We start from the raw sequence: 18131 nt of genomic DNA, 5'->3' as shown, positions 1-18131 counted from the left end.
TTTAGGGCAGCAGCCCGGGCGCTTCAGGCGCCGTCGTTGCCGATCACGGCCTCGGTTGGCCGCTCGGTCAGCCGCGTGGCGCTCGACCAGGCCATCATCTGCTCCGGACAGAGTTTGAGCGTTTCCAGCATATGGTCGCGCTTCGACAGGATGTATCGCGCCTGGACTGCGAGGTTCTTCGCGGTGGTGTCCCTTGCCGGCGCCGCCGGCATCTGTGGACCCGCGCTCAGCACGCTGACGATCGCCCGATACTGGCGAAAGGGCACTGTCTCGATGGTCGCCATATGAAACAGCGCCGCACCCGCGCGCGCGGCGAAGTTTGCCGGCGCCGAGGCGAGGTGGGTCCAGCCGCGCTCGCCCATGGCGGCCTCGGTGAAGGCGGAGCCGGCATAGACGGTGTTGGTCATCAGCACCACGCCGTTTGCCTTCAGGGTCTTCTGGATGCGCGTGGTGACCTGATAGGCGTCGGTGCGCTCAAAGACGATCCGGCTTTTCAGGAAGCGGTTCTCGACCTTGACCAGCGGCGGGTTGATCACGCGCAGGCCGAAAGTGCTGGGGGAGAAGCCGTGGTACTGCGCGCTCACTTGATGGGCATCGACACCGGCTTCATGCAGGGCGCGCTTGCCGATGATCGTCTGCGCCGCGAACTGGTCGCACCATATGATGGCGCCGCGACCGTTGCGCAGGGCCCCTTGCAGGGCCTCGAGGCCTTCCAGCCTGATCGCCGGCGACCAGCGCCAGCCGGCGACGAGATGCGCCGCAAGCGCCAGCCGTCGGGTATGAAGAGCGGCAAGCTGTGCTTCGAACATGCTTTTCGTGTCGACGGCATCGCCGAGCACGGCCTTCACCGCGACGTCGTAACGGGCAAAATCCTTGCGAAAGTGGCGCTTGCGCCTGAACCCGGACACCCAGCCGCAGATGGGGCCCCACCAGGAGACCGGCAGCGTCGCGGCCACGCCGAGATAGAAACAGGACAACAGGCTTTCGCGCAGGTCCTGATTGGAGAAGCGACGCAGCTTTCCAGGGCGGACAATCTTGCGGCTGAAGAAACGAACAGACTCATTGCGCTCCGGCACCGGAACATCGGCAATGATCTCGGTGTGATAGATGTCGCTCGACGATGGCTGCCGGTTGGCTTTGCGGGAATTGCCGAGCCAAGGCAGCCTCATGCGTCAGAGCCCCGTTTCGTCCTCAGCCGCTTTACTGCGTAGAGAGCGGGCAAGCAACCGATTGAGCTGCTGTCAGGACCGGGTCGCTTCAAATCTGCGAGGTGAGTTCCGCCGGAAAATCGTCGTTGTCGGCGTCGCGCATAGCGGCGAGGCTTCGGTTGTCGAGCACCTCGGCGATCGCCTGGCGCACTTCCAACATCATGTGGCGAACCTGGCACGTGGCCTCGTCGCAATCCTCGCAGCGCTGGTATTGCGTGCGGCTGGCGCAAGGGATCGGCGCCAGCGGGCCGTCGAGCACGCGCACGACATGGCCGATCTTGATCTCGGAAGCAGGCCGGGCGAGGCGATAGCCGCCTTCCTTGCCCTTGCGGCTCTGGACGAAACCGGCATTACGCAACTCGCCCAGGATCGCATCCAGGAATTTCTTCGGGATGTTGTTGGCGACGGCGATGTCGTTGACGAATGCAAGCTGGCCAGCTGGCAGGCTGGAAAGATGCACGAGGGCCTTGAGGCCGTATTTGCCTTTTTTGGTCAGCATGCCCGATTCAGTTCATCAAACCCCAATGGGCCTGCATCTGGCGGTTGTTTGTGTGCAAATCATGACTGTTTGACCGTCTAACGCCGCCTGGCCCAATAATTTGCCAGGCAGCTTAGGCACAAACGCGTTGATTCTTCGTAACGTTTTTCACGTTGGGGCCGGGATTTCCCCTGCGAACTCATGCGACCCGCTTACAACAAGAAAGCGGCAAAGCCGGCTTCCCTGCTCTTCCTGATCGTGTAGCTTTTTCAGCGGCTGCCATAGGCCTGATCGAGCAGCCCGCCGGCGGCGAAATGCTCCTTCTGCACCTTGTCCCAGCCGCCGAACACGTCCTCCACCGTCAGCAGCCTGACGTCCGGAAAGTCGGCCTTGTGCTTGGCGGCGACCGTCGCGTCGCGTACCCGCAGGCCGTTGTCGGCCGCAATCTCCTGGCCGTCGGCCGTGTAGAGGAAGTCGAGATAGGACTTGGCGAGATCGCGGCTGCCATGCTCGTCGGCGACCTTGTCGACGACCGCTACGGGGAACTCGGCCAGCAGGCTGACCGAAGGCGTGACCTGCTCGAACTTGTCGTCGCCATACTCCTTGCGGATGCCGCGCGTCTCCGACTCGAAGGTGATCAACACGTCACCGATCTCACGCTGGACGAAAGTGGTGGTGGCGGCACGGCCGCCAGTGTCGAAGATCGGCACGTTGTTGAAGAGCTTGGTGATGAACTCCTTCACCTTGGCATCGTCGCCCTTGAAGGCTTCCTTGGCGTAGGCGGTGGCGGCGAGATAGGTGTAGCGCGCATTGCCGGATGTCTTCGGGTTCGGGAAAATCACCTGCACGTCGTCGCGCACCAAGTCGTTCCAGTCCTTGATGTGCTTGGGATTGCCCGCGCGGACAAGGAACGAAGGCAGCGAATAAAAGGGCGAGGCGTTGTCCGGGAAATCCTTTTGCCAGTCGGCCGAAACCAAGCCCTTCTTGACCAGGAAGTCGACGTCGGTGACCTGGTTGAAAGTGACGACATCGGCGCCGAGACCTTCGGCGATGGCGCGCGCCTGCGCCGAGGTGCCGGCATGCGACTGATCGATGGTGACGCCGGGGTGCTTGGCGATGAAGGCCTTGTTGATGTCGACGAACAGCTCGCGGCCGACGTCGTAGGATGCATTCAAAAGCTTGTCGGCCGACCAGGCTTGGGAGGACGCGAGGACGAGGCCGGCAAAAGCCGCGATGCCGAGCAATAGGCGCTTCATGAAAACAGGCTCCTTGGAAATGGGTCGAAGCTATGCCGCGACCATAGTCGGGAAAGCCCGGTCCGACGAGGCATGCGCCCAGAGAGGCGAGCGAGGGTTTGGAAAATATCTCGTCGAAACAGCGTGTTGGTAGGATTTTCTTCCAAGCAGATTCATGGATGGCGCCAGGCTGGGGCGCCGGAGCCGGCGTCAGGGTGATAGACAGATCAGGACGTGGGAAAGAGCTTCCAGCGTCGTGGCCTGAAAGCCACCCGGCTCTTCTGCGCGGCGGGATGGTCGACAGGCAGCTCGATTTCGACGCGCTGGCGCTCGCCGCCGATCTCGAGCTCGACGCGCCTGGTGCCGGCGACGCGGCGGCTGGCGGCAACAGTGCCGGCGATGCAGCCGCTGCAGCCGTCGAGCAGGTCGACGTCATGCGGGCGGAAGTGGAGCACCGCCTCGCCGGACGGCGCATGCGGCGCCTCGAGGCCGATCGGCCGGTCGGCGATCCACACCTCGCCGTTCTCGACCCTGACCGGCAGCGAGCTGGACTCGCCGATGAAGGAGTAGACGAAGGGCGAGTTCGGCGTGTCGTAGATATCGTCAGCGGTGCCGACCTGCTCGATGCGGCCCTGGCTCATGACCACGACGCGGTCGGCGAGCTCCAACGCTTCTTCCTGGTCGTGCGTAACGAAGACGGTCGTGTGGCCGGTGCGGTCATGGATCTCGCGCAGCCAACGGCGCAACTCGCGGCGAACCTGCGCGTCGAGCGCGCCGAACGGTTCGTCGAGCAGAAGCACCTTCGGCTCGATCGCCATGGCGCGGGCCAAAGCCACGCGCTGGCGCTGGCCGCCGGAAAGCTGCGCCGGATAGCGCTTTTCCAGCCCCGACAGCTGGACGAGGTCGAGCAGCTCCAGCGCGCGGCGGCGGATTTCCTGCCCCGACGGCCTTGCGGCGCCGTGCCGGACCTTCAGGCCGAAGCCGATATTGTCGGCGACCGTCATATGGCGGAACAGCGCGTAATGCTGAAAGACGAAGCCGACATTGCGCTCCTGGATCGACTTCTGCGAAGCGTCTTCGTCGCCGAAGAAGATCGCGCCCTTGGTCGGCCGCTCCAACCCGGCGATCAGGCGAAGCAGCGTCGTCTTGCCGGAGCCCGACGGGCCGAGCAGCGCGATGAGCTCGCCGGACTTGATGTCGAGCGACACGTCGTGGAGCGCCGGAAACCGCTCAAACTCCTTGCGCACGTTGACGACGCGAACTTCCATACAATTCCCTCGGTTCGTTCATGCTGCCGTTATTCCCAAAACGCCAGGCATTTCGGGCGACAGCTATTTCTTCAGTGTCCGCGCGTCGCGGCGATCTCGGCGCCGTAGCGCATCTCGAGAAGCGTTTTCAAGACCAGCGTCACCAACGCCAGGCCGGCGAGCAGCGAAGCGACGGCAAAAGCGCCGACGGCGTTGTACTCGTTGTAGAGGATCTCGACATGCAACGGCATGGTGTTGGTGAGGCCGCGTATGTGGCCTGACACGACCGAGACCGCGCCGAACTCGCCCATGGCGCGTGCGTTGCAGAGCAGCACGCCGTAGAGCAGCCCCCATTTGACGTTGGGCAGCGTCACATACCAGAAAGCCTGCCAGCCGCTGGCACCGAGCGAAAGTGCTGCCTCTTCGTCGCCATTGCCCTGTTCCTGCATCAACGGGATGAGCTCGCGCGCGACGAAGGGGAAGGTGACGAAAATGGTTGCCAGAACGATGCCGGGCACGGCGAACAGGATCTGGATGCCATGCGCCTTCAACCAGGCACCGAGCAGCCCTTGCGCGCCGAACAGAAGCACATAGACCAGGCCCGAGATGACCGGCGAGACCGAGAAGGGCAGGTCGATCAGCGTGGTCAGGAAGGCCTTGCCCTTGAACTCGAACTTGGCGATGGCCCAGGCGGCCGAAAGGCCGAAGACGAGATTGAGCGGAACCGAGATCGCCGCCACCAGCAAGGTCAGCCGGATGGCGGAGCGCGTGTCGGCATCGCTGAGCGATTGGAAATAGGCGCCGACGCCCTTGGCGAAAGCCTCCTTGAACACGATGATCAGCGGCAAAAGCAGGAAGATGCCGAGAAAGACGAGTGTGACGATCGTCAGCGTGATGCGGACGGGGCGGCTTTCCGTGACCGCGGCCGAGCGGCTCTCGTGGTGCGGCTCGTAGGATTTGATCTCGGGATCAGCCATAGCGCTTGCGGCTCCATGTCTGCACGAGGTTGATCACCAGGAGCATTGCAAAGGACAGCGCCAGCATGATCGCGGCGATCGCGGTTGCGGCCGGGTAGTTGTATTCCTCCAGCCGGATGACGATCAGAAGCGGCGCGATCTCGGATTTGTAGGGCAGGTTGCCGGCGATGAAGATGACCGAGCCGTATTCTCCAACGCCACGCGCGAAGGCGAGCGAGAAGCCGGTGATGATGGCTGGTGCAAGACCGGGCAGAAGCACACGGCTGATGATCTGGAAGCGGCTGGCGCCAAGCGTCGCCGCTGCTTCCTCGACCTCCTTGTCGATCTCTTCCATGATCGGCTGGACGGTGCGCACGACGAAGGGCAGGCCGATGAACACCAGCGCCACGACGATGCCGAGCGGGGTGTAGGCGACCTTGAGGCCGAGCGGCATCAGCAATTTGCCGAGCCAGCCGGTCGGTGCATAGAGCGTGGTGAGCGCGATGCCGGCGACCGCGGTGGGCAGCGCGAAGGGCAGATCGACCATGGCATCGACGATACGCCGGCCGGGGAAACGGTAGCGGACCAGCACCCAGGCGACGAGCGTCCCGAAAACGACATTGACTGCCGCGGCGATGAAAGCCGTGCCGAAGCTGATCTTGAGCGCCGTGAGGGTGCGCCGGTCGGTGGCCAAAGCCCAGAAATCGGTCCAGCCGAGCGCGGCCGAGCGCCAGATCAGCCCGGAGAGCGGGATGAGGATGATGAGCGTGAGGTAGGCAAGCGAGAAGCCGAGCGTCAGCCCGAAACCCGGAATGACACTCGGCTGCCTGAATCGCCACCCCGCGTGAGCGGGTGCTGTGGTCATGCTGTTCTGGATCGTCCCTTCTTACTCAACCAGATTGCAGTCGCCAGTCTTTGAGGCTCGGCCTCTCACTGGGCCGGCTTGTAGATCTGGTCGAATATACCACCGTCACCGAAATGGTAAGGCTGCGCTTTCTTCCAGCCGCCGAATTGCGGGTCGTCGATGGTGACCAGCTTGATCTCAGGCAGCTTGGCGAGGTCCTCGGCCGGAACCAGTTCGGGCTTGGCCGGGCGATAGTGGTTCTTGGCGATGATGGTCTGGCCCTCCTTCGAATAGAGATAGGAAAGATAGGCTTCGGCCACCTTGCGCGTGCCCTTGGCGTCGACATTGGCGTCGACGATGGCGACCGGCGGCTCGGCCAGGATCGAGGTCGGCGGGTAGACGATGTCGAAATTGTCGGCGCCGAATTCGTCGAGGGCCAGATAGGCGTCGTTCTCCCAAGCGATGAGCACGTCGCCCAGGCCCTTCTGGGCGAAGGTGACGGTCGAGCCGCGGGCGCCGCTGTCGAGCACCGGGGCATTGGCATAGAGCTTGCCGACGAATTCCTTCGTCTTGGCCTCGTCATTGCCGTCATGCGCATTGGCGTAGGCCCAGGCCGCCAGATAGTTCCAGCGCGCGCCGCCCGAGGTCTTCGGGTTCGGCGTGATCACCTGGACGCCGTCCTTCACCAGATCGCCCCAATCGTGGATACCCTTGGGATTGCCCTTGCGCACCAGGAAGATGATGGTCGAGGTGTAAGGGGCTGAATTGTTTTCGAATTTCTTGCGCCAGTCGGGATTGATCTTCTTCGACTTGGAGACAATGGCGTTGATGTCGCCTTCGAGCGCCAGCGTCACGACATCGGCGTCGAGGCCATCGATCACCGCGCGGGCCTGGGCGCCGGATCCGCCATGCGACTGCTGGATGGTGACCGTCTCGCCGGTCTCGGCCTTCCAGTGCGCGGCGAAGGCCTCGTCATAGGCTTTGTAAAGCTCACGTGTCGGATCGTAGGACACGTTCAGGATGGTGGTGTCGGCAAATGCGAAACCAAGGGTGCCGAACTGGACAGATGTGGCGACCAGCGCGCCGAGCAGTTTCCTGAAATGAGGTTTGGTCATTCCCGCCTCCGTTGAACTGCTGCGAACTCTACCGAGTTTATAGAAATTAGATGCATTGAATGTTGCCTTTTTCACCTCCTCGAAGCAATTTTTCGCCGGATGTCCGCCGATCGAAGAAATATCTTCCTCAAACTGGCGAGCCGATGAGTCCTCGCCAGCCGGCCTAATTAGAAGCGGGAAGGGTCAGGGCAAGCCTAAGCGCCTTAATTGGCGGTGACGGGAAAATCGAAGCGTTGTTTTGGAAAAGGTTCTTTGGCCAGGGTGAAGTGCCACCATTCGCGCGCATAGTTGCGGAAGCCCGCGGCACGCATGGCGGCAAGCAGCATCCTGCGGTTCGCTGCCGCTTCGGTGGCAAGAGGGCGGTACGCCGTCTCGCTCATCGGGTCGAAGCAGTCGAAACCGGTGCCGAAATTGAGCGTGCCGCCGTCCGGCGCGCCGCAGGCCGGATGAACCGGGCTTTGCTTCCCGGCTTCGGCGATGGCGAGGTCGACCGTCGAGCCGCGCGAATGGCTGGACAACTCTCCGACATAGCCCCTGGCGATGAGATCGCCTCGCTGGACGGTCGGATACCATTGCGGATCCGGCGGGCCGCCTTCTCTTGTCCATCTGCCCATGTCGGCGACGGCGCGGGCCGGACGATAACAGTCGAAGACGACCAGCGTCAGGCCCCTGGCGGCCATTGCCTTCTGGGCGTCGGCCAGCGCCTTCGCCGCCTGCGCGGTCAGAATACAGACCGGGGCGTCGTAGCCATCTGCCTTGCGGTGCAGGAAGTTTTCGACGCCGGCGTAGCGGATGTCCTGGCGGATGGTCGGATCGACATCGGCAAGCCTGACGAAGCCGGCGGGAAGGGGGGTGACCGCGGCGTGAGAGGAGGTGGCAGGCAGGAGCGCTAGCGTTGCGAAGATCGCAGCCGCTACCCGTGAAAGTCGGCGCGAGGCCCCCCTCTCTGCCCTGCCGGGCATCTCCCCCTCAAGGGGGGAGATCGGCTGTCGCGACTGGTTTCGCCAATCACCAACGTTGCAGGAGGAGCGAGGCGCCGGAACTGCTGATCTCCCCCGTTGAGGGGGAGATGGCCGGCAGGCCAGAGAGGGGGGCTTCGCCCCCAACGGAAGACGGATAAGCGCAATCCTCTGAATCGCTTGCCGTCTTCTACTCAACGAACACCTTCACGCTCGCCGCGCGTCCGGCCGCGTCGATCACCGTCAGCGTCGAATAGCCGGTGCCGTCCGGTTGCCAGGTTGCGGTGCGGCGGCGGTCGATGCCGGCGAGCGGCTTGCCGTTGGCGAGCCAGCGGAACGGCGCGCGGCCGCCCTGCAGCTTCAGCACCAGCGGCGTGGCATCGGCGGAATTCGTGCCGAGGTCGACGCGCGCGCCGTTGGGCGGGAAGATGATGGTCGGCGCCGGCTCGGTGGCGGTGGCCTGCACCAGCCCGTCGGCGCCGGCGCCGAAGCGCGCGAGCGTCACCGGTAGTTCCTCGCGCTTGGGGTTGAAGACGCCCGGTGGCCGGCTGGGCAGCGGCACGCTGGCAAGGCCGGAACGGACAAAGCCTTCGAACAGGATGGGTGCGGCCGAGACATAGCCCGACAGGCCGGGGATGGGGCTGGCATCGGCGCGGCCGACCCACACACCCAGCACATAGCGGCCGTCGAAGCCGACGGACCAGGCATCGCGATAGCCGTAGGAGGTGCCGGTCTTGTAGGCGATGCCGCGCTGCATGGCGCCTTCCGGCGGCTTCACGCCGGACAGGATGTCGTTGATCTGCCAGGCCGCCTGGTCGTCGAGGATGGTGGCGGTGGTGCGCTCGGCATCGGCCGGCTCGGTGCCGTCATGCAGCGTGTGCATCTTTCCGCCATTGGCGAGCCCCGTATAGAGCTGCACCAGGTCGCGCAAGGTCACGCCGACGCCGCCGAGCCCGATCGCCAGGCCCGGCGCCTCGTTGACCGGCAGGATCGGGTTGACGCCGGCCTGGCGGAAGCGCGCCGTCAGCCGCGCCGGACCCACGGCGTCGAGCACGCGGATCGCCGGCACGTTGAGCGACAATTGCAGCGCCTGGCGGATCGAGACGTCGCCCTGGTAGCCCATGTCGAAATTCTTCGGGCGGTAGCCGCCGAAATCGGCAGGGCTGTCCTCGATGATCATCTCCTGCGCCACCAGTCCCTGCTCGAAGGCAAGTCCGTAGATGAAAGGCTTCAGCGTCGAGCCGGGTGAGCGCACCACCCTGGTCATGTCGATCCAGCCGGAGCGGCTGGCGTCGAAGAAATTGGCGGAGCCGACTTCGCCGAGGATGTCGCCGGTGCGCGCGTCGGCCATGACCATGGCGACGGAGAGTTTTGGCCCGAGCTTCCTGGCGGCATCCCTTGCCACCTGTTCCAGCCCTTGCTGCACGGTTTTGCGGATGGTGAGTTGCAGCGGCTTGCCGGGCACGGCCCTGGGCAGCATGGCATAGGAGGCATGCGCGGCCAGCGCCGGCAGTTTGCGGCGCAGGCCGGAAACATCGTCGAGGGCAGCGCGCGAAGCTTCGTGTTCGCCGAGCAGGCCGGCCGAGACCATGCGGGTCAGCACCCGGTCGCGCGCGGCATGCGCAATGTCGAGGTTGCGGTCGGGCCGGCGCTTTTCCGGCAGTTGCGGCAGCGCTACGAGCAGGGCGGCTTCCGACACGGTGAGCCGCTTCGGCTCCTTGCCGAAATAGGCGAGCGATGCGGCGCGCACACCTTCGAGATTGCCGCCATAGGGCGCCAGCGTCAGATAGCGTTCGAGGATCTCCTGCTTGGAGAGCCGCCGCTCGATCTGGATGGCGCGCAGCATCTGCTTGAGCTTGGAGCCGAGGCTGCGGCTGTCGCGCGGCTCGATCAGCCGAGCAAGCTGCATCGACAAGGTCGAGCCGCCCGACACGATATGGCCGCTGGTGACGAGCTGGCCGGCGGCGCGGCAAAGCGCCAGGACGTCGACACCGCGGTGATCCCAGAAGCGCTTGTCTTCGTAGGTCACCAGCATGTCGACGAATTGCCTGTCGACCTGGTCGAGGCGGGTTTCGAGCCGCCAGTAACCGTCCGGCGTGGCGAAGGCGCGCAGCAACTGGCCGTCGCGGTCCTGGACCTCGGTCGAGACCGTCAGCTTTGCCGGCAGCGGCGGCGGGAAGGCGCGGTCGAGTTCCCACAGCGCAGCGATCGAAAGCGCGGCGAAGCCGGCGAGGCAAGCGCCTGCGATGGCCGTGCGTTTGAGAATTTTTCTGGAGAGCATGGTGCTGCCCCTCATCCGCCTGCCCGTCCTCCGCAGCAGCTGCGCTGCAGCTGCGGAGGGTGGACCGGCACCTTCTTCCGGTGAGCGGGGAGAAGGGAAGACACCGACGACCTGTTCATCGCTATTGCGCCTTCACCTCCATCACGCCCGTGGCCGTGCGGGCCGAATATTGCGGCCGGTACATGTCTTCCACCGTCGCCGCCGGATGAGCGTAGGTGCCCGGCGTTACGGCGCGCACGACATAGGCCAGCGTGATGTTGCGGTCGCCGTCGCCTTCGTTCGGGTTGAAGGCGGCGACGAAGCGGTCGTCGCGGAACTCCAGATGCGCGGCGTCGGTCTGCGCCAGCCAGGAGAAGTTCGACAATTGCGCGCTGGAAACCAGGCTCGGATTGTCGATCTCGAAGCCGGCCGGCAACAGATCGGTGATCAGGAGCCGCGACGGCCACTTGTTCTGCTCATAGACCTTGAGCACGACCACATAGCGCTCGTTCTGCTTGGCCTCGGTGACATTGGCCTCGGTGCCGTCGAGCTTGTAGTAGGTGCGATCGATGGTGAAGCCGTCGCCGCCGGCCGGCAGCGGGTCGACCGGCGCGGCGACCGCGGTGACCACGGCCTGTAGCGGCGTCGCGCCGGTGTTGGCGATGGTGAGCGGGCTGTCGACGAGGTCGCTGCCGGCGACATGGTCGGAGTAGCCGCCCGAATGCGGCGCGCCGTTGACGGAAAGCGTGATGGAATCGTTGCCTTCCTTCAGTGCCCGCGCGGCGAGCAGCATCCAGGATTCGTCCTGCGTGCTCGTCCAGCGGGCGTCGGCGCGGGCCACGCCCACCAGCTTGATCAGCTGCGGCATGATGCTCGGCACCGGCTTCGATTCCGCCGCCAGCGCCAGCATCGCCGCGCCGTCACGCAGCCGCGAGCCGTAGTCCGAGCGGTACCAGTCGTAGTCGGTCTCCGACTGCGCCAGCCGCAGCGCCGTCTGGAAGGTGGCTTCCGAACGCTGCGTGTCGCCGTAGAGCGCCAGGCTTGCCGCCAGCTGGGCGACGGCCATCGGGCTGGAGAAGGCTTCGAGCTGGGTATCGGCGTAGTAGCGTAGATCGCCGATCGAGGCCTTCTTGTTGCGGGCGAGCACATAGAGCGCATAGGCGATCTCGCTGCCCTTGTCCTGGACGTCCTGATCGTAGCCCAGCGAGTTCTGCAGGTTGTTCAGCGCCTGGTTCATGGCGAGCGCCGGCACATCATATTTCTGCTCGCGCGCCCGGGTCAGGAATTCGCTGACATAGGCGTCGAGCCACAGATCGCCCGAGCCAGGCCCCCAGAGGCCGAAGCTGCCGCTCGACGACTGATAGGAGAGCACCTTGTAGATGGCGTCCTGGATGCGGCCGTGCAGGTCCGGATCGCTTTCCATGCCGATGCTCTTGGCCATGTCATTGACATAGAGGAGCGGCATGGCGCGGCTGGTGGTCTGCTCGGCGCAGCCATAGGGGTAACGGTCGAGCGACATCAGAAGCGACGGCACGTCGAGCGCGGACGACTGCGAAACGCCGACGCTGACCGAAGCGCCGTCGAGCATGCTTGCCGCGAGCAGCTCCTTGTCGACGCGCAACGAGCCGCCATGCGGCTTCAGGTCGACAACCATGCGGTTGGTGACCGGAAGCTGCGCCGGGCGCACCGGCAGATAGAGCGTCTGCTCGACCTCGGTGCCGTCGGCATGGGCGAGCTTGATGGTGAGCGAGGCGTCGCCCGCGGTCTTGGCGACCAGCGGGAAGGTGAGCGACTGTCGCTTGCCCTGGGCGAGCGTCAGCTTCTCGGGCAGCGGCTTGTCGCCGGTCGTCAGGTCGCTGGTCGTAGTCACCGACAAAGCATAGTCGCCGGCCGGGCCATCGGTATCGGCGATGTCGAGGCGCATGGTCGCCGCATCGCCCGGCGCCAGGAAGCGCGGCAGGCCGGCGGTGATCACCACCGGATCGCGCACGATGACGTCGGTCTGGGCGTGGCCGACGGCTTCCTTGGTCCAGGCGACGGCCATCACGCGCACGGTGCCGTTGAACTGCGGGATGTCGAAATCGACGCGCGCCTTGCCATTGGCATCGAGCTCGACGGGGCCGGAGAAGAAGGCGACCAGCTTTTCGGTCGGCGGGCTGCCCTGCGCCTGCATGTTAGCGCCGTCGCCGCCGGTGCGTATCTTGCCCATGGTGCCGAGCGAGCCGTCGATCAGGCGTCCGTAGAGGTCTCGGATCTCCAGTCCCAGCATGCGCTGGCCGAAGAACCAGTCCTCCGGATCGGGCGCCTTGTAATTGGTGAGATTGAGGATGCCGACGTCGACGGCGGCCACCATCACATAGGCGTTGCTGCCGGCCTGCGCGCCGTTGACGGCGATCGGGATCGACAATTGCTGGCGCGGCGCGGTTTTTTGCGGCGGCGTCAGCGTGACCGCAAGCTTCTTCGAGCCTGGATCGACCGACAGCCATTGGATGCCGATGGCGCGGGCCGGCATACGCGATTCTTGCGCGTCGCCGGGCCGGAACAAGGTCGCCGTGACATAGGCGCCGGCGCCCCAGTCGTCGCCGACGGGGATGTCGACGGTGTTGCCGCCGGCCGGCACCGAAGCGGTGACGGTCTTCAGCAGCTTTTCGGCGCCGATGGTGACCAGAAGTTCGCCGGCAAAATGCGGCGAGACCTTCAGCTTGGCGACTTCGCCAGCCGCGTACGTGTCCTTGTCGAGAGCGATCTCCAGGCCGTCGGGCGTTTCGGTGGTGGTCGAGGCGACATACCAGCCGGCGTCGAACTCATAGCTGGTCGCCGGGCCGTCAGGATCGGCTGTCTCGACCTCGAGCCGGTAGCGGCCCCAGTCGACGGGCAACGACACGGTCGCCTCGCCGTCGGCCTTCAGATCGACGGCGCCGTTGGCGACGGCCTTGGTGAGGTTCACCGCCTCGTAGTTCCAGGAGTTGTTGTTTCTGTACCACTGATAATTGCGCTCGACCTTGACCAGCGACCATTGCGCGCCTTTGAGGTCCTCGCGCTTGCCGCTCGGGTCGACGGCGATGATGCTGAACTTGGCCGTGCCGCCCTGCGGCACCTCGTCATCGGCGAAATCGGGGCGAATGCCGATGACGTCGCGCTGCGGGCGAACGCCGATGTCGAGCGAGCGCTCGACGGCGCGGCCGCCGGCCTCGCGCATGCGCACGGTGACCTTGGCGTTGACCAGCTTGGTGGTCGACGGCAACTGGTCGATCGTGATCGGGAAGGTCGCCTTCCCGTCGTCGCCGACGACGGGAAGATTGGCCAGAGGCGTCACGGTCGGCTCGCTCGACTGCTCGTCGGCCAAGCCGAAGGTGAAATCCTTGAAGCTGTCCCAGGTACTGGTGGTCGACAGCGTCGTCTCGCCTTCAAGCGCGAGGCCCGCGGCCGGCGCGCCATAGAGGAAGCGGCCGTCGACGGTGGCGTTGGCCGTCTCGCCCTGGGCGACCTCCTTCTTGTCGGCGGTCAGGTCGAATTCGATGCGATCCGGCACGAAATCCTCGACCAGGAACATCTGGCTGGCGACGGCCGCCTGCTTGGGATCGGTGTAGATCGACACCGTCCAGGTGCCGCGCATGGCGTTGGCCTCGAGCGGCAGGTCGACGGCATGGCCGCCGGCGGACTCGCCATTGCTGATGACGCGGCGGCTCTCGACGCCGTCGGGACGCGTGAAGATGAAGGTCAGCGGCAGGTTCTCGACCGCTTTTGCCGCGCCGTCGCGGGCGAGGGCTGCGACATGCACATCCTCGCCGGCGCGGTAGATGCCGCGCTCCGTCCAGGCATAGACGTCGAGCGCACCCGGCGAGGCGCGCCCCTCGACGCCGCGATCCGACAGGTCGAAGCCAGCCTTGCCCATGTCGAGGAAGACGAAGTCGTTGTCGCCCTGCTTGGCCATCAGCACGGCCGGCACCATGCCGTTTTCGCCGCGCGTGAGGCCCGGATTGAAGACGGCGTGGCCCTCGGCGTCGGTGGTCGCCGTGCCAAGGATCTCGTTGTTCTTGGCAAGCAGCGTCAGTTCGGCGCCGGAAATCGGCTTGGCCGAACCCAGCGAACGGGCAAAGACGTTGAGGCCGTCCTGACCGGTATAGGTGGAAAGGCCGATATCGGAGACCACGAACCACTGCGTGGCGCGTGAACCATAGTCGTCGCTCTTGTCGTCGACCGGCTGCGCGGTCAGCACGTAGACGCCGGGTTTGCGCTGCGGGATAGCCTCATCCACCGGGAACGACGTGGTCACTTCCTTGTTGAGATCATTGGCGATTTCGAGCGTGCCGGACCAGACGGGCGAGCCCATCTGGTCCGAAATGGTGGAAATGTCGTAGCCGTCGAGCTGATGCAGGAACTGATAGCCGGACAGAAGCTGCGCCAGCGAACGATCGCCGATGCGATAGAGCGTCATCTTGGCGGCGTTCATGTTGACGGTGACGACCGGGATGCCGCGGCGGGCACCGGCCGGAAGCACGAAGCTGTCGCCGGTGAAGCGGGCCGACGGGGCGCGGTCCTGGACGTAGATCGACAACACGACGGGCGCGGCGATGGTCTCGCCGATCGCTGCCGGCAGGCCGGCGCGGAAGGTCACGTCGTAATGCTGGCCGTGTTCCAGGCCTTCGACGCAGATCTGCTTGTCCTTGGCTTCGACGGCCTTGGGCGCGGCGTTGTCGACGGTCACGAACTGCGAATAGTCGACCCCGGTCTTGACCAGTTCCTCGGAGAACTGGGCGCAGATGCGCGGCGAGGAGGAATCGGCATCGACGGTGTGCTCGACGACACGGAAACCCTTGCGCGCCTTGAGGTCGGCATAGTCGGCCTGGACGGCCGGCGAGCTTACCAGCGCAAGGCTCGCCTCATAGGCTTGCAGCGAGGGCCGGTAGAGGTCGCGTTTGTCGAGGCCGGCGCCAAGCAGGGCCAGCGCCTCGGCGCGGGTCTTTGCCGTGCGCACCAGCTTGTAGGCATTGAAGGCCGCCGAGGTGGCGTTCATCGGGAAAGTCGAGGGTTCGGTGGTGTTGGACGCTGGTTCCACGGCGATTATCTCGCGCGCCAGCGCCAGCCACAGCGCGCCGTCATCGGGCAGGACCGAGATCGCGGACTGGTATTTCTGCATGGCAAGGCGATGGTCGCCGGTAAGTGCTGCCTGCTCGGCGGCGGCCTGCAGGGCGGAAAGGCCTTCGGTCGGCTTGTCATAGGCCGGGTCGGTCAGCTTATTGCGGAACTGCTGGGCCTGGTCGGCCATCCAGTTCGGGAAGAAGGCCAGCGCCGGCGGGGCGCCGATATCGGGATCGCCATCGACATTGGCGACTTTGCCGGCGACGGCGCCGGTGAAGGATTTCAACTGGTTATAGTCGGATTTGAGAAAGCACCACTTCGCCTTGGTGTTGTAGGTGAAGGCGCGGCATGCGGAATCGCCGAGACAGGTTGTCTTGCACTGGTCGAGGCTGACATTCTGTTCCGACCGCAGGTCGAAACCGAAATAGTCGGAATTGTCGGTCGTCACGATTCGCCGGGCTTCGGCCGCAAAAGCCGCTCCGCCCAGGGCGAAAAAGATGAGAAGCAGGAAAGAAAGACCACGAGCCGCGCGCATTGCCATACCACCCTCCAGACATCGCCAGCGTCCGGGCATGATCAAGCTTCGTGCAGGCTTGTCAACGCCGGATCGCCGCAGGTTATTCACCCGCGAACGGTTTCCATGCCGGCCAAAGGCCGGTATTTCGACAGAACCTCTGTGAGACGGATCACACTTTCTTGCGGAAATGCAAAAGGTGTGAATTCCAAGCCCGGTCTATTTCAGACAATTGGATTGTGGCCCCTTTACGAACGTTACGGAACTTCATTCCAATTTTAGTTTTGTCGACTAGGTTGTCTTAATGCCGGCGCATGAAACGCAGATGTCAGGAGGGTTCGCGCCAGGGCGCGGGCTTCCGCGCGCCCTGCTTTTCGCGCTCGTCTGCTCGACTGTGCTGGCCGGAGAAGTGCGGCAGGCGGCGGCTTTCGAGATTTTCGGCATCAAGCTCTGGGGCTCGTCGAAGGACGAGGATACCGACATCGTCGATCCGCTGCGCTATTCGGTGACGATCAACGCGCCTGACGCCGACAAGGATCTGGTCAAGAGGCTCGAGAACGCCTCGGCGCTGAAAAACGACGAGGACCATCCGGTGTCCGGGTCGCTCGGCCTGATGGCCAAGGCGCGCGGCGACCGCGAACAACTGGTCGCCGCCCTTTACGCCGATGCCCGCTACGAGGGCGTGGTCACCATCACGATCGACGGCAAGTCGATCGACGAATTGCCGCCGGATGCCGAGTTCAAGGGGCCGCAGCCCATTCCGGTGGTCATCACAGTCGCCCCCGGAGCGAAATTCACGCTTGGCAACATCCGGCTGAAGGGCGATGCGGCGGGATTGGCGGCAGCCGATTTCGGCCTGATCGCCGGCGGCGATGCCGGCTCCGGCGCGGTGCTCAAGGCCGAAGCGCTGATCGTGCGGGCGTTGAAGGACGAGGGCAGGCCGCTTGCCAAGGTCACTGACCGCGAGATCGTCGCCGAGCATGCCAGCTCGACGCTGGACGTGACGCTGACGGTCGCGGCCGGTCCGGTCGCCGGCTATGGCGACACGACGGTCGAGGGCACGGAAAAGGTCGATCGCGACTTCACCGAATACATGACCGGCCTGCAGCGCGGCAAACAATACTCTCCGCAGGAGATCGACGATGCCCGCGATCGGCTGCTCGGGCTCGAAGTCTTCAACAGCGTGACGATCAAGGAAGGCGACAGCCTCGACGCCAACGGCAACATCCCGATCGATGTCCAGGTCAGCGAGCGCAAGCCGCGCTATTTCGGCGTCGGCGGCACGTTCTCGAACACGGAAGGCCTCGGGCTCGAAGGCTATTGGGGACACCGCAACCTGTTCGGACAAGCCGAGAAGCTGCGTATCGACGGCTCCATCAGCGGCATCGGCAGCAACAGCATTTCCGCGCTCAATTACAATGCCGGCGTCATGTTCGAGAAGCCGGGCGTGCTCGGGCCGACGTCGAAATTCTTCACCGGTGTCAAGACGGTGTTCGAACACCCCGATGCCTATGACCATTTCACGGTCAAGGGCGACGTCGGCGTTTCCTACGACCTCGACAAGAAGCAGCGCGTCTCGGCCGAATTCGACCTCGACTATTCGAAGATCACCGACGCCTTCGGCAAACACACCTATCTGATCGCCAGCGTGCCGCTGCAATATGTCTATGACAGCCGCGACAACAAGCTGAACCCGACCAGGGGGTTCCGCTTCCTCGCCTATGCCGAGCCCAGCTACGACATATTGAACGGCGCGGCCTTCCTGAAGCTGAAAGGTGAGGGCTACACCTACCAGTCGCTCGATACGGCAAGCCGGTTCGTGCTCGCCGAACGCGCAACGCTGGGCTCGATCGTCGGCACCGGGCTGCAGAACGTGCCCGCCGACCGGCGCTTCTATTCCGGCGGCGGCGGCTCGGTGCGCGGCTATTCCTACCAGGGCATCGGCCCGAAGGACGTCAACGGCCAGCCGATCGGCGGTCTCTCCTTCTTCGAGACCTCGGTCGAGATGCGCATCGGCGTCACCGACACGATCGGCATCGTCCCGTTCGTCGATGCCGGCACGGTCTCGACCAAATCCTTCCCCGATTTCTCGAATGTGAAGGTTGGCGCCGGCGTCGGCCTGCGCTACATCACGCCGTTCGGGCCGCTGCGCATCGATGCCGCCGTGCCGCTCAACCGCGATCCGGGTGATCCGCATTTCGGCATCTATGCCGGCATCGGTCAGGCGTTCTGA

Annotated in this window: 11 protein-coding genes; 1 reads left to right on the top strand and 10 read right to left on the bottom strand. The window is 64.6% G+C overall.

Annotation, left to right across the window (positions count from 1 at the left end):
* Positions 1–23: 23 nt before the first annotated feature.
* The 10 genes from WDX12_RS32815 to WDX12_RS32770 all read right to left on the bottom strand — a co-directional run bounded on the left by WDX12_RS32815 (position 24) and on the right by WDX12_RS32770 (position 15925).
* Complete coding sequence (locus WDX12_RS32815; protein ID WP_434723414.1) at positions 24–1169, bottom strand: hypothetical protein; 1146 nt, start codon at positions 1167–1169, stop codon at positions 24–26.
* A gap of 88 nt (positions 1170–1257) precedes the next feature.
* Positions 1258–1707 carry an RrF2 family transcriptional regulator gene (locus WDX12_RS32810; protein ID WP_027167615.1) on the bottom strand — a complete coding sequence of 150 codons (450 nt, stop codon included), beginning with the start codon at positions 1705–1707 and terminating at the stop codon, positions 1258–1260.
* A gap of 248 nt (positions 1708–1955) precedes the next feature.
* Complete coding sequence (locus tag WDX12_RS32805; protein WP_320297041.1) at positions 1956–2942, bottom strand: sulfate ABC transporter substrate-binding protein; 987 nt, start codon at positions 2940–2942, stop codon at positions 1956–1958.
* Between the two features lie 206 nt (positions 2943–3148).
* On the bottom strand, positions 3149–4189 hold the full coding sequence (locus tag WDX12_RS32800) for a sulfate/molybdate ABC transporter ATP-binding protein (protein ID WP_434723413.1): 1041 nt from the start codon (positions 4187–4189) through the stop codon (positions 3149–3151).
* 71 nt (positions 4190–4260) lie between these two features.
* Positions 4261–5145 (bottom strand): sulfate ABC transporter permease subunit CysW, encoded by an 885-nt coding sequence (gene cysW, locus WDX12_RS32795; protein WP_434723412.1) that lies wholly within the window; start codon positions 5143–5145, stop codon positions 4261–4263.
* Complete coding sequence (gene cysT / locus WDX12_RS32790) at positions 5138–5989, bottom strand: sulfate ABC transporter permease subunit CysT (protein WP_320297038.1); 852 nt, start codon at positions 5987–5989, stop codon at positions 5138–5140. Before cysT ends, cysW begins: the two co-directional genes overlap by 8 nt.
* A 65-nt stretch (positions 5990–6054) precedes the next feature.
* Positions 6055–7083, bottom strand: coding sequence for a sulfate ABC transporter substrate-binding protein (locus tag WDX12_RS32785; protein WP_320297037.1), 1029 nt, complete (start codon positions 7081–7083; stop codon positions 6055–6057).
* A gap of 203 nt (positions 7084–7286) precedes the next feature.
* Positions 7287–8045, bottom strand: a complete 759-nt coding sequence (locus WDX12_RS32780; protein WP_434723411.1) for a M15 family metallopeptidase — start codon at positions 8043–8045, stop codon at positions 7287–7289.
* Between the two features lie 187 nt (positions 8046–8232).
* Positions 8233–10323, bottom strand: a complete 2091-nt coding sequence (gene pbpC / locus WDX12_RS32775) for a penicillin-binding protein 1C (protein ID WP_434723410.1) — start codon at positions 10321–10323, stop codon at positions 8233–8235.
* Positions 10324–10444: 121 nt separating this feature from the next.
* Positions 10445–15925 (bottom strand): alpha-2-macroglobulin family protein, encoded by a 5481-nt coding sequence (locus tag WDX12_RS32770; RefSeq protein ID WP_434723409.1) that lies wholly within the window; start codon positions 15923–15925, stop codon positions 10445–10447.
* Positions 15926–16202: 277 nt separating this feature from the next.
* Here WDX12_RS32770 and WDX12_RS32765 point away from each other — a divergent pair, with 277 nt between their 5' ends.
* Positions 16203–18131 carry an autotransporter assembly complex protein TamA gene (locus WDX12_RS32765; protein ID WP_434723408.1) on the top strand — a complete coding sequence of 643 codons (1929 nt, stop codon included), beginning with the start codon at positions 16203–16205 and terminating at the stop codon, positions 18129–18131.

This window comes from Mesorhizobium sp. RIZ17 (assembly GCF_051127865.1).
Classification (GTDB): domain Bacteria; phylum Pseudomonadota; class Alphaproteobacteria; order Rhizobiales; family Rhizobiaceae; genus Mesorhizobium; species Mesorhizobium humile.
This window is presented reverse-complemented; position numbering and strand designations above follow the sequence as displayed.